Source organism: Algoriphagus sp. TR-M9 (genome assembly GCF_027594545.1).
Classification (GTDB): Bacteria; Bacteroidota; Bacteroidia; order Cytophagales; family Cyclobacteriaceae; genus Algoriphagus; species Algoriphagus halophytocola.
Window position 1 is genome coordinate 2835483 of record NZ_CP115160.1, and the last position, 13220, is coordinate 2848702.

A 13220-nucleotide genomic window follows, 5' to 3' on the forward strand; every position below is an offset into this window, starting at 1 on the left:
ACCCACAAAATTCCCTAATTTTGCGCCCATGTCGCGAAAAATGAAAAATAAAGTGATTACCAATCTCCTTATCGAGCGTATCGCTTCGGAGGGAAAATGCTTGGGACATCATGAAGAAAAAGTGGTTTTTGTAACGGGAGTAGCTCCTGGAGATGTGGTGGATGTCAGAATCACCAAGGGAAAAAGCACTTTTATGGAAGGCGAGCCGGTAAATTTCCATGAGTATTCCAAAGAGAGAATTGAGCCTTTCTGTTCTCACTTCGGTACTTGCGGCGGCTGCAAGTGGCAACATATTAATTACGACCTGCAAAAAACCTACAAGCGTCAGCAGGTGATGGATCAGTTTCAGCGCATCGCCAAAGTAGAGCTACCTGAGGTTTGGCCAACTCTGGGTTCTGAGAAAACTAAATATTATAGAAATAAGCTTGATTTCACATTTTCTAATAAAAAGTGGTTGACCCTAGATCAGATTCGCTCCGGCGAGGAATTTGACAGAAACGCACTTGGTTTTCACATCCCGAAGATGTTTGACAAAATCATCGATGTGGATCATTGCTACCTTCAAGGTAATATCTCAAATGATGTAAGAAATGAGCTCAGAACTTTTGCGCTAGCGAACAAACTGAGCTTCTATGACATCAGAAATCAAGTTGGACTTCTCCGAAATCTAATTATACGCACCACGAGCACTGACCAATCCATGGTAATCGTTCAGTTTGGCGAAAATGATCCGGAAGGAATCCAGAAAGTGATGGAGTTCTTAAATGAGAAATTCCCTGAAATCACTTCGCTCCTGTATGTGATCAATACCAAAGGAAATGAGACTTTCCATGACCTGGAACTGGTCACTTTTGCCGGGAAAGACTTTATCGAGGAAGAAATGGAAGGATTGAAATTCCGTATTGGACCAAAGTCTTTCTACCAGACAAATTCCGAGCAAGCATACGAACTCTATAAAGTAGCACGGGACTTTGCCGAACTTCAAGGAAATGAAGTGGTCTATGACCTCTACACCGGAACGGGGACGATTGCTAATTTCGTGGCAAAACAAGCCAAACAAGTCATAGGAATCGAGTACGTCCCAGCTGCCATTGAAGATGCCAAAATCAATTCCCAAATCAACGGAATTGACAATACGCTCTTCTACGCTGGTGATATGAAAGAAATGCTCAATGAGGAATTCATCGCTAACCACGCAGCTCCGGATCTGATCATCACCGACCCTCCACGAGCCGGTATGGACGAAAAAGTAGTAGAAATGCTCCTAAGACTGGCGGCGCCAAAGATCGTATATGTCTCCTGTAATCCGGCCACTCAGGCCAGAGATGTAGCGCTTCTCAGTGATAAGTATAAGGTAGAAAAAGTACAGCCAGTGGATATGTTTCCACAGACCTACCACGTAGAAAATGTAGTACTCTTAACCCTAAAATCATGATTTCAGATTTCAACGACCCCGAGTTGAGCGGGAAATACCTGGGTACCATTACCGCCGATTTCATAAAAATATCAGATGCTTTAAAAGAAGCTTCCTACCAAATCCGAACCCGGAAATTCTCTGATTATCCTATTTTCCCCATCTCAAAAGACATGCAGCCTATTGGGAAAATCTTTGTGGGAAAAGAAGAAAAAGGACTGGACTGGAACTACTTTATGACCTATGTAGATGAATTTGTACAGCGGAAATTAATCGCTGAAGAAGCCCTACCTGAGTTTCAAAAAGCATACAAAGATCCAGATGAATTCTGCTGCCTTTTCGTGATAGATGGTGCTTTTACGAGTTTTGTCTACATCCCCTATCCAAACGAATAACTGAACGACTTACCCAAAAAAAGCTTTACCTGAACCTCAGGTAAAGCTTTTTTATTAGCGACAGTCAATTATGCTTTTCTTAAAAATGCTTCCAACCCTGAGCCTTGATCTGTACAGCAGTTCCACTTTTGGTCACTAGGAATTTACCTTCTTCAGACTTGGTGATATGCCCTATAAAATGGACGTCCGGATGTTTTTCCAGCTTCGCAAAATCCTTTTGATTGATCGTAAAAAGCAACTCGTAATCTTCACCACCATTCATAACACAGGTGATCGGGTCAAGATTCAGCTCTACTGCAGTATCGAAGGTCTGCTTGTCTATCGGCAGCTTATCTTCATAGATGGTAGCTCCCACTCCAGACGATTTGCAGATATGGAATATCTCGGATGCCAATCCATCAGAAACATCCATCATACTGGTGGGAATCACGTCCAGCTCCCGCAGTTCATGAATGATATCCACTCTAGCGTCAGGTTTTAGTTGGCGTCCCGTCACTAGGGTGTACTTTTCTAGATCTGGCTTCATATCTGGATTTGCCAGAAAGACCTCTTTTTCCCGCTCTAGAATCTGCAAACCGACTAAAGCACCACCAAGATCACCTGTAACGCACAGAATATCATTTTCTTTGGCTCCGGATCTGTAGGAAATATGCTCCTGTTTAGCTTCTCCTATAGCAGTCACTGAGATGACTAATCCACTTCTGGAAGCTGTAGTATCTCCTCCTATCAGGTCCACTCCATAATGCTCACAAGCCGCATGAATCCCTTCATACAAGGCATCTATCGCCTCCACCGAAAAGCGGTTAGAAAGCGCAATACTGACTGTAATCTGCTTAGGAATAGCATTCATAGCTGCTACATCCGATACATTTACAGCCACCGCCTTAAACCCCAGGTGTGGCAAAGGCGCATAAGAAAGGTCAAAATGAACCCCTTCTACCAAAAGATCTGTAGTCACTACTTTGACATGATCTCCGGACAAAATCACCGCTGCATCATCACCTATTCCTTGTAGCGTACTATTCTGCTTGATTTTAACTTTTTCATTGAGGTGGTCTATCAGACCAAACTCCCCCAAATCACTTATTTCTGTTCTCTTTTCTGACATAATATTGATAACCTCCCGCCAAGACGCAAAGGCGCTATTTTTTAATTGTTATACTAAATGTTATTTGTAAGTGTTTCTGATTTACAACGTACGAATTACGGATCGGACAGTAGAGTTGAGGTTTCTTTGCAATCCTTGCCACTTTACAACATTACATCACAAAACCTGCGCTATACTGAATTTTCCCCACTTCCACTCCACCATGACAGACAAGTTATTTCAATAAAGACTATCGAATGATGAAGAATCTAAATCTCCTGACACAACTCAATCAGAACCCCATTCGTACTCCGAGGATGCAAAAATACCACTAATTTATTGTCCGCACCCAGTTTTGGGGTTTCATTCAGGATTTCGAAACCTTCTGTCTTCAATCGCTCTACCTCAGCCAGGATATCCTCCACATCAAATGCGATATGATGAACTCCTTCAGACTTTTTCTCCAGGTACTTGGCAATAGGACTATTATTATCCGTAGCCTGCAGCAGTTCCACTTTTGTCTCGCCTACCTGAAAAAAGGATGTGGCTACTTTTTCCCCATCCACCTCCTCAGTTTTAAAGTGATTTTTCCCAAGCAGCTTCGCAAAAAGCGCATTGGACTGTTCCAGATCCTTAACTGCAATCCCAATATGCTCGATTTTCCTCATGTTATAATTTGCTATATTTGCAATGAATCATTTCGGGCGAAAGTCTGTTTTCCCCATACTTCAACTTAAGACAAAGTAATCAAAAAGATATGATAATCGTTTCTGACAAAGCCAAAGAGCGAATCCTAGAGCTCAAAAAAGAAGAAGGAAGAACGGAAAATGAAAATATCCGAGTTTCTGTGAAAGGTGGCGGCTGCTCAGGTCTGATGTATGATCTGGGTTTTGACAGCAATCAAGTGGAAACCGACCATGTGTTTGAAGACAAAGGTGTCAAAATACTGGTAGATCGGAAAAGCTTACTTTACCTGGCCGGAACCACCCTGGAATTTACCGATGGGTTAAATGGCAAAGGCTTTCAATTCGTAAATCCTAATGCAAGCAGAACCTGCGGATGTGGCGAAAGCTTCTCCATCTAAGCGTTAAATCTTGACAATCATCAGAAGGCAACCCCGCAGGTTGCCTTTTTTTAGTGCATTTTTCCCCTCAATCCTTACCTTTGCCCACTAGAAAATTAACCCAGATTATGGAAGAGCAAATCAAACAAATCCAACTAAACGACTTGCACATTGCCCTAGGCGGCAAAATGGTGCCATTTGCAGGATATAACATGCCTGTACGATATAGTTCAGATAAAGAAGAACACCTATGTGTAAGAAATGGCGTTGGGGTATTTGATGTATCTCATATGGGTGAATTTATGGTAGAGGGAGCCGAAGCCCTAAATCTGATCCAAAAGGTGACTTCAAACGATGCTTCCAAAATCGTCAATGGACAGGCACAATATTCCTGTTTCCCCAATGAAACGGGAGGAATCGTAGATGATTTGATCGTATACAAGTTTGAAGACCAGAAATACATGCTTGTGGTCAATGCTTCCAATATTGATAAGGACTGGGCCTGGATCAACAAGCACAATTCTATGGGTGCAAAGCTCACCAACATTTCAGATGAGATTTCCCTTTTTGCAATCCAAGGCCCCAAAGCCATAGAAGCGGTACAGACTTTGACTTCTGTGGATCTTTCCGAAGTTAAATTCTATCATTTTACCGTGGGAGAATTTGCCGGTGTGCCAGACGTGATCATCTCAGGCACAGGTTATACCGGGGCTGGGGGATTTGAGATTTATGTGAAAAATGAAAATGCAGAGAAGGTTTGGAATGCAGTATTCGAAGCTGGAAAAGATTTTGACATCAAACCCATAGGACTAGGAGCCAGAGACACACTCCGAATGGAGATGGGCTATTGCCTTTACGGAAATGATATAGACGACAGCACTTCTCCATTGGAAGCCGGACTAGGCTGGATCACCAAATTCACGAAGGACTTTATCAATTCAGATGCCTTGCAGGAACAAAAGGAAGCCGGAGTTACCCGAAAGCTGGTTGGTTTTGTAATGCAGGAAAGAGGAATTCCAAGGGCACATTATAAAATTGTAGATGCTCAGGGAAATGAAATCGGAGAAGTTACCTCTGGCACCCAATCACCGAGTATGGAAGTGGGAATCGGCTTAGGATATGTCAAGAAAGAATTTAGCAAAGCTGGAACAGAAATCTACATCCAGGTAAGAAACAAGAACCTTAAAGCACAGGTGGAAAAACTTCCACTTTTGAAAAAATAAATGCAACAAATAGAAATCTGTTTCAGTCCAGAACTGATTCACCTGTATGATTTGCGAGGCAAGATCGTGGTCGTTGTAGATATATTCCGGGCCACTTCTACGATGGTAGCAGCCTTGGCCAATGGCATCACAGAGATCAAAACCTGTGCGGATCTAGACGAATGCCGCACGATGGCTTCCCAAGGATACCTGATTGCAGGTGAAAGAAATGGAATCAAAGCAGAGGGATTTCAGCTGGGTAATTCCCCATTGGCATATCTTACCGGGGAATATGAAGGAAATCAACTCGCCATGACCACTACCAATGGAACATTGGCAATTTCAAAATCTTCCGGAGCGGATGAAATTCTGATCGGAGCCTTCCCAAACTTACAAGCCACAGTGAGCTATATCCAATCTCGGAAAAAGGATGTACTGATTCATTGCGCCGGCTGGAAAGGTAAGTTCAACCTGGAAGATTCACTGTATGCAGGCGCTTTGGTCAAAGCCCTAGAGACAAGCCATGAAGCAGAGGATGATGGGGCGATAGCCATGAAGTCGCTCTATGAAAAAGAAGGTCATGACCTCAAGGGCTTTCTATCCCAAGCTTCCCACGCCAAACGCCTCCAAAATCACAACATAGATTCTGACATCGATTTTTGCATTACACTCGATCTGTTCACCCTAGTGGGAAAAGTAGAGAATGAAACATTAATCGCAGTGGAAAACTGGTAAGGACATCTCCTCCACTTCGGTAAAGCCTTAGAAAACCCGATAGAAATCCTATCGGGTTTTCTTGCTTTTGGGGTCATTTTTTCCCCATTTTGAATCGCAAAATCCCGTTTTAAAATAGTTTAAACCATTGTTTAGGAATAGCGTTTCACCGTTTAGCTTAGCCACTACACAACGAACTTTTAGCGATGAAATCCACCACGACTCAAGTGTCACATGGAGGGATGATTGTTCTAGGTCCGAGATTCTCCCAAATCCAGTTCGGGACAGGTTTTAGCCTTTAATTAGATGAATAATAATCCTATGAAAAACGGAACAATGATGCAATTTTTCCATTGGTATTCCCCTGAAGATACTCTTTGGAAAGAAGTAAACGAAAAAGCCGAATACCTGGGGTATCTGGGGATCACCAGCGTGTGGCTCCCCCCTGCCTCAAAAGGAGAACTGGGCGGCATGAGTGTGGGGTATGATACTTATGATTTATTCGATTTGGGAGAATTTGACCAAAAAGGGAGCGTGCGCACCAAGTATGGTACAAAAGATGAATTTCTTGCCGCAACTCAAGCCCTCCATGATCGTGGAGTGCAGGTGATTGTAGATTTTGTATTCAACCATAAAGCCGGTGGAGATGAGTCTGAACTCATGCAGGCAGTAAAGGTTAATGAATCAAACCGGCTGGAAACTGTCTCAGAACCTTACGACATCGAAGCATTTACTCGATTCACTTTTCCAGGCAGAAATGGCCAATACTCGGATTTCATCTGGGACAAGCATTGCTTTACCGGAGTGGATTATGATCACAAAAACCAGGAGCATGGGATTTTCAACCTCATGAGCGAATATGGCAATGACTGGGAAGAAATGATCGACGAGGAAAAAGGGAATTATGACTTTCTGATGTTTTGTGATATAGAATTCAGAAACCCTGCCGTCCGTGATGAGCTGCTCAAATACGCTACTTGGCTTCATGAACTGACCTATTACGATGGCGTAAGACTAGATGCTGTGAAGCACATCCCCCCGCACTATTTCAAGGAATTCCTCCATTTGCTACGGGAGCGTATTGGTAAAAATATTTTCGCAGTAGGGGAATACTGGGCCCCTGGACATCTGGAACTGCTCACCAGATATATAGAAGCTACTGATGGCACGATGAGTCTTTACGATTCAGCTTTGCAACACAATTTCCACCTCGCTTCTAAGTCAGGGAGTGCCTATGATCTACGCCAGATTTTTGATAAATCGCTGGTTTCGCACTCCCCAGAACTAGCCGTCACGCTTGTGGATAATCACGATACCCAACCACTCCAGGCACTGGAGGCTCCTGTGGAATTTTGGTTTAAGCCTCTCGCATATGCTTTGATTTTGCTTCGCAAAGATGGATATCCCTGTATTTTTCACCCGGATCTCTTTGGGGCTAGCTATTGGGACAAGGGTGAGGATGGCCAAGATTATGAGATTTTTATCAATCGAGTAGATGAATTAGAACCTATGCTCTATGCGCGCAAGGACTTTGCATTTGGTGTTCAGCGGGATTACTTTGAGTCAGCAAATGCAATAGGCTGGACCAGAGCTGGTAACGACGAACATGGTGGCTGCGCTGTAGTGATGTCGAACGGTGATGGAGCTACCATCGCAATGGAAATCGGAAGCAGGTATGCAGGTCGAAGTTTTAAGGATATTTTAGGCAAAATATCAGATGAGATCTGGGTCAACGAATCAGGCTGGGCAGAGTTCCATTGCGGTCCAGGTTCAGTTTCGGTGTATACCGAAGTAGTTTAAAATCCACAGGATACCATTCAGCAAATCCCTTCAGCAGCGTAGGCAATATGTATAGCAGCTTTTTATTCTAGTTCATACATCCTAGATTAAAACCTGAAACTACCTCTCCTATGAACTATAAATTCATTAAGTTAATTCTTCCCATTTTTATCAATTTGGCTATAAGCCCCATAGCTCTTGCACAGAAGAGCAAGCCAAATGTACTGCTGATCGCTGTGGATGACCTCAGAGCTGAATTGGGACATTTTGAAAACAGTGCTGTCCAAACACCTAATCTAGACAAACTGGCCTCAAGAGGAGTCAGTTTTACCAATCACTTTGTTCAAGTGCCTACCTGCGGAGCCTCCAGAGCTGCTTTTCTGACAGGAAAAAAACCCCGACGTACCTCGGAACTTAATAACAACATCATGGCAAATGAATTCCGGGAAAAGCCAGAAGGTAAAATACCGGAGACTTTTATCCATCATCTAAAAAGAAATGGGTATTACACTGTAGGTATAGGCAAGATTTCGCACTCGGCCGATGGCTATGTCTATGGATATGAAGAGGAAGTTTCCGATCAAGTCGAACTGCCCTATAGCTGGGATGAAATGCTCTTCGATGCAGGTAAATGGCAGACTGGCTGGAATGCATTTTTTGCCTATGCAGATGGAGAAAACCGTCAAAGTTTGAATAGGCAGGTGAAGCCCTATGAAGCCGGGAAGGTCGATGATTTTGGTTACCCCGATGGACTATCTACCCAATTGGCAATCCAAAAACTTCGTGAATTGAAAGACCTGAATCAACCCTTTTTTTTAGGTCTGGGGTTATTCAAACCTCATTTGCCATTCACCGCCCCAAAAAAATACTGGGACCTTTACGAGGAAGACCGGATTCCTTTAGCCAAAAACCCCGGAAAACCTCTAAACGTCTCCGATCAAAGTTTACTTGAAAGCGGAGAGTTTAACCAATATGCGCTTGGTGAAGAAAAAGCCGGTGTAGATCACCAACTCTCAGATGCCTATGCCCGAAAAATCAAACATGCATATTATGCTGCCACCAGCTATTCAGATGCACAGATCGGTTTGGTTTTGGATGAATTAGAAAAATTAGGGCTGGACCAGAATACCATCGTCATAGTATGGGGCGATCATGGTTGGCATCTAGGGGAACAAAGAATCTGGGGTAAGCATACGCTATTTGAAAATGCACTAAACAGTGCTTTGATCTTCAAGGTGCCTGGAAGGAAGTATGCTAAAATTGAAGACGCCATTGTAGAATCTGTGGACATTTATCCAACGCTCATGGAACTACTGGCTATTGAAAGTCCTGAAGGACTAGACGGCGAGAGCTTTGTGAACATACTCCATGGGGAACAAAAACAAATAGAAGAAGTAGCCTACTCCTACTATAACAGAGGTATCTCAATACGAACTCCCCAGTATCGATTGACCAAATATTTCCGCAAAACCGAACCTGTAATAGAACTTTATAACCATCAAACTGATCCTTTGGAATCCGTCAACATCGCTGCTGAAAACCCTGAAATTGTGGCAAGACTCCTCCCCTTACTCGAAAAAGGCAATACCGGGCTGTATGATAAAAATTAAAATCTTGGTATCTTAAACTCCTAATCCAATACTATGGCAAGAGGTGCAGGTTTCAGTATATCCGCGATCAAATCGGGAAAAGACAATAGAAATCTGGGAAAGATACGTCCAAAACTAGCTGCACCAGATGGGCTTTCCCGGGATAAAAACATGGAATTGACGGATCTAAAAAGTTTAGATGAAGGCGTTCGCTTCAGAATGAGCCGGAGAAATTCATTGGTGAAAAGCGGTTACTTCTTCGTTGCTATTACCACACTTTTTATCCTTTGGATTTTATATATCCTATTTTTCTGAACCGATTAGTTTTAGCTAAGCACGTCTCTTAACTCTTCCTTTTTCTGAAACATTGCCTTCGCAAATGGGCAAAGTGGGATGACTTTGATCTCTTCAGTACGCACGTAGGCTACTAATTCTTGCAATAGCTTCATGCCTATGCCTTGGCCTTTTAGACTTTCATCTACTTCGGTGTGCTCAATGATCATTTTCTTTGGACCAGCCATTACATAGACCATTTCGGCAAATCTCCTGGCACCTTCTTCTATGAAAAAAGAACCTCTTTTCCCATCAAATTTATGCTTGATTTCAGCTTTACTCATAGTGATTAGGTTTTAGTTCTTCCTTCTACCATTTCATCATATACCTCATCTACTGGCTGCCACAGCTCGATACTGTGACCGTCCGGGTCGAGAATATGCACAAACTTCCCATATTCCGTGTCTTCGATTTCATCTAAAATAGTAACCCCTTCAGCTTTCAGCTCCTTCACCAATGCCACTAAATTCTCTACCCGATAATTGATCATAAATTCCTTTTCCGAAGGTTTGAAATATTCTGTATCATCCTTCATGGGAGACCATTGGGTGAAGCCCTTTTGCTGGGGATTCTCGGAGCTTCTCCATTCGAAAGTAGATCCATAAGCATCAGTCTGGAGCCCTAGATGCTCTTGATACCAAGCCTTGGTTTTGGAAGGATCTTTTACTTTGAAAAATACACCTCCTATTCCTGTGACACGTTTTTGCATGTGATCGCTAAGTCTTTTGCAAGATTAAGGTAAGAAAAATCACTGTTCAACGATTAGAAGCCGGAGTCAAATTAATCAATTCCACTGCACCTTTCGTAAAGAACCAGTCATCTGAACTTCACCTTTTTACTCCAAGTATTTATATGAATGTATTAGGCTAAATGACTGAATACTGATCACAGGGACTGCAAACTGAATTCTAACTCGCTTCTTCAATCTTCACCTTCACTTTCTTCACGCGCTCGTTCTTCAGTTTTGGCAAAAGCTTCTGAACCAAATTACTCTTCACTGCCACATAGGAAGCAAAGTCCATTATCGTGATCAACCCGATTTCTGCACTAGTCAATCCACCTTTCTTCGTAAGCATGCCTACGATATCTCCCTTGCTGACCTTGTCCTTCTTTCCTGCACTGACGTAGAGGCAAGTCCATTCCTGAAGTATTGGTGGCACCAACTTTTCCCCAACTTTATACTCGGCTATGAATTCATCTATGTATTCAGGTCTTGATTCATCATTTGCCAAAATCATATAAGACAAACCTTCTGCATGCATTCGGGCAGTACGACCATTTCTATGGATAAAAGCATCTTCCTTTGGAGGAAGCTGATAATGCACCACATGCTTGATCTCAGGAATGTCCAATCCTCTAGAAGCCAAATCTGTCGCTATCAAAAGATTAGTGACTTTGCTTCGAAAGCGGATGAGATTCTTCTCCCGATCTATTTGCTCCAAACCGCCATGCAGTACAGAGTGGAAATAATTGTAATCATTTAGCAAAATGCTCAATCTATCCACCGCATCCCGATGATTGCAAAAAACAATGCAGGATTCATGCTGAAACCCTGCTACCAAACGCATCAAGGTCTCCCCTTTTTCTTTGCTGGAACTGTGAACGATCTTCAGCTCAAGATTGGACTCCACCACATCTTTGAGAAAGTTAACCGTGCGGTGATCTACAAAGGGCAGAAATTCCGGCAAACGTCTCAGTACCGTCGCTGAAGTAAGTATATGCCTCTGGCTTCCGTTCAAAGCTCCAAATATCACTTTCAATTGCTCATGAAAGCCCATTTCAAGTGATTTATCAAACTCATCCAAAACCACAGTCTGTACTGTTTTGGGATCAAAAGATTCCCTTTCGATATGATCAGCTAGTCTTCCCGGAGTGCCAATAATCAGGTCTGGTGCTTCTCCAAGGCTGTTTGATTCCAATTTGGAGGAATGTCCTCCATAAACTGTACTCACTCTGAAAGGGGTTTTCATTCCTTTGAAAACCTGCTCGATCTGTATGGCCAGTTCCCGGGAAGGCACAATAATCATAGCCTGCACTTCTCTTACATTTTCTTTCAGTGAATGGAGTAGAGGAATCAAAAATGCGACAGTCTTACCTGAGCCAGTCGGCGATAAAAGTACGATATGGGGATTTTTGGCAGCTCTGGAGATAAACTCGGTTTGCATTTCGTTGAGACTATCAATCGAAAGGCTTTTGAGATACTGGGCGGTGGAATCTTGTTTTTCTGACACGCACAAAAGTACCAATTAACTCCGAGGTAAGCGTTCTATTCCTTGCTTGGCGCTAAACTTCCTTTCCTTTCACCACCAAAAACCAGTCTCCCTCCAGCTCCAAATACCCGTAATCGTAGCAATAATGGTAAATATTGCCCTTTTTGGTTTCGTAGATATGGGTAAAGTATTTGAAGAGAAAGCCATCCCTGAGTAAGCGGTCCCGGGTGGTTTTGCCCATTTCCTCACCAGTAGGAATGATTCTTTCCAGAACGTTTCGGTTCTTTTTCAGGCTGTGATTTACCCGCCGGATATAGTTGGTGGAAAAAGCATTCTGTTGATTGTTGTAGGTGTTCCTACATTGATCATCACAGAATTTCTTATCGATTCTCCCTTGGATCACTGCATTGCAGTTCAAACAGTATTTTTTCTCAATTGCCATACGCTAAAAAGTTTGAGGTAATTTAAAAAAATAGTTTCTAAAAAAATAGAAGGAAGGTGATTTCTCCCCCTCCTCCTACTACTTTTTTATGCTCAATTAAATGTATAAGTCAATCCAGCCGTGACTGTCATAAAGTGAAGCCAGTTTTTCACATAACCATCTCCCGGTCCTGGCTCGTTTTCCGAAGTGCCGACTGCCCCTCCGCCCAGGTACCGTAGGTTCAAAAATGCATTTACATCCTTAGTTACTTTGAGGCCTGATCTAATACTCGCATCCAATATTGCTCCTTTGACCTCATTATCACTGCCATTCAAGTAGCTGATCGGGGCATAAATACCATCAGCCTCCAATTCCAAATAGACCAAATCAGACAAATCATACCTACTTCGTACTTTCAAAGCTGGCACAACTCCCACGTCCCGATTGGTGCGGAATCGCTCACCATCTGTGGATTCGAATGTAATCGTAGCATTTCTCAGCTGAATGCTACCTCCCACTCCCAATGCAAATCTAGGCTTGTTTGGAAGTAGCTCGCGCAAATAACTAATTCTATAAAACGGGAAATTGTAAAGCAAATCCACCGAAGTATTTGCCGGAAAAACCAAATCATCCACCACGATATCCTCATTCAGCAGAACCTGGGTCTGTATCGTCAAGGGTTGATAAAGCAAAATAAACGTGTTTCGCTCCTTGATATCCAATTCCAGCGAAACACGACCTACCGGAAAAAGCACATTTTGCCCTCCATCCTCTTTGTAATCAAAATAAGTCCCGTTTTCTCCAAACTGTACTTTATGGCCCAATACAGACAGAAAACCTAATTCGGCCACTGCCCGGAATTCAAAATCTTTTGTTTCTTTTTCATCAATAGAATCAGAATCCTGCGCATTAGCCGAAAGACAAATCGCTAAGTAAAAAAGGGGGAGTATAATCTTCAGAAATTTCATGTTAATAGTTGGTTAGTGGTTTACTCTTACCTCTATTAACTATAA

15 protein-coding genes are annotated in these 13220 nt (G+C 42.7%); 8 read left to right on the forward strand and 7 right to left on the reverse strand.

Annotated elements, in window-relative coordinates:
- Positions 1-28 precede the first annotated feature (28 nt).
- Both rlmD and PBT90_RS11935 read left to right on the forward strand, forming a co-directional pair.
- On the forward strand, positions 29-1435 hold the full coding sequence (rlmD, locus tag PBT90_RS11930) for a 23S rRNA (uracil(1939)-C(5))-methyltransferase RlmD (protein WP_270129445.1): 1407 nt from the start codon (positions 29-31) through the stop codon (positions 1433-1435).
- Complete coding sequence (locus tag PBT90_RS11935; RefSeq protein ID WP_264810814.1) at positions 1432-1809, forward strand: hypothetical protein; 378 nt, start codon at positions 1432-1434, stop codon at positions 1807-1809. The genes rlmD and PBT90_RS11935 overlap by 4 nt, the downstream gene beginning before the upstream one ends.
- Positions 1810-1888: 79 nt before the next feature.
- On the opposite strand, the gene thiL is transcribed toward PBT90_RS11935, so the two are convergent.
- Complete coding sequence (gene thiL / locus PBT90_RS11940) at positions 1889-2917, reverse strand: thiamine-phosphate kinase (RefSeq protein ID WP_264810815.1); 1029 nt, start codon at positions 2915-2917, stop codon at positions 1889-1891.
- A gap of 248 nt (positions 2918-3165) precedes the next feature.
- Positions 3166-3564, reverse strand: a complete 399-nt coding sequence (mce, locus tag PBT90_RS11945; RefSeq protein ID WP_264810816.1) for a methylmalonyl-CoA epimerase — start codon at positions 3562-3564, stop codon at positions 3166-3168.
- Between the two features lie 89 nt (positions 3565-3653).
- Here mce and PBT90_RS11950 point away from each other — a divergent pair, with 89 nt between their 5' ends.
- The 6 genes from PBT90_RS11950 to PBT90_RS11975 all read left to right on the forward strand — a co-directional run bounded on the left by PBT90_RS11950 (position 3654) and on the right by PBT90_RS11975 (position 9558).
- The gene (locus PBT90_RS11950) at positions 3654-3980 is read left to right on the forward strand and encodes a HesB/IscA family protein (protein ID WP_264810817.1); all 327 of its coding nucleotides are present in this window, start codon (positions 3654-3656) and stop codon (positions 3978-3980) included.
- Between the two features lie 107 nt (positions 3981-4087).
- The gene (gene gcvT / locus PBT90_RS11955; protein ID WP_264810818.1) at positions 4088-5182 is read left to right on the forward strand and encodes a glycine cleavage system aminomethyltransferase GcvT; all 1095 of its coding nucleotides are present in this window, start codon (positions 4088-4090) and stop codon (positions 5180-5182) included.
- Positions 5183-5896, forward strand: coding sequence for a 2-phosphosulfolactate phosphatase (locus tag PBT90_RS11960; RefSeq protein ID WP_264810819.1), 714 nt, complete (start codon positions 5183-5185; stop codon positions 5894-5896).
- 300 nt (positions 5897-6196) lie between these two features.
- Complete coding sequence (locus PBT90_RS11965) at positions 6197-7675, forward strand: alpha-amylase (protein ID WP_264810820.1); 1479 nt, start codon at positions 6197-6199, stop codon at positions 7673-7675.
- A gap of 110 nt (positions 7676-7785) precedes the next feature.
- Positions 7786-9264, forward strand: a complete 1479-nt coding sequence (locus PBT90_RS11970) for a sulfatase (protein ID WP_270129450.1) — start codon at positions 7786-7788, stop codon at positions 9262-9264.
- A 33-nt stretch (positions 9265-9297) separates the two neighbouring features.
- Positions 9298-9558 carry a hypothetical protein gene (locus tag PBT90_RS11975; protein WP_264810822.1) on the forward strand — a complete coding sequence of 87 codons (261 nt, stop codon included), beginning with the start codon at positions 9298-9300 and terminating at the stop codon, positions 9556-9558.
- Between the two features lie 11 nt (positions 9559-9569).
- On the opposite strand, the gene PBT90_RS11980 is transcribed toward PBT90_RS11975, so the two are convergent.
- The 5 genes from PBT90_RS11980 to PBT90_RS12000 form a co-directional block, all read right to left on the reverse strand.
- Positions 9570-9860 carry a GNAT family N-acetyltransferase gene (locus PBT90_RS11980; RefSeq protein WP_264810823.1) on the reverse strand — a complete coding sequence of 97 codons (291 nt, stop codon included), beginning with the start codon at positions 9858-9860 and terminating at the stop codon, positions 9570-9572.
- 5 nt (positions 9861-9865) lie between these two features.
- Entirely contained in the window at positions 9866-10285 is a 420-nt protein-coding gene (locus PBT90_RS11985; RefSeq protein ID WP_264810824.1) for a VOC family protein, read from the reverse strand.
- A gap of 199 nt (positions 10286-10484) precedes the next feature.
- Entirely contained in the window at positions 10485-11807 is a 1323-nt protein-coding gene (locus PBT90_RS11990) for a DEAD/DEAH box helicase (protein ID WP_264810825.1), read from the reverse strand.
- 52 nt (positions 11808-11859) lie between these two features.
- Positions 11860-12228, reverse strand: a complete 369-nt coding sequence (locus PBT90_RS11995) for a hypothetical protein (protein ID WP_264810826.1) — start codon at positions 12226-12228, stop codon at positions 11860-11862.
- A gap of 92 nt (positions 12229-12320) precedes the next feature.
- Positions 12321-13175, reverse strand: coding sequence for a hypothetical protein (locus PBT90_RS12000; RefSeq protein ID WP_264810827.1), 855 nt, complete (start codon positions 13173-13175; stop codon positions 12321-12323).
- Positions 13176-13220 lie beyond the last annotated feature (45 nt).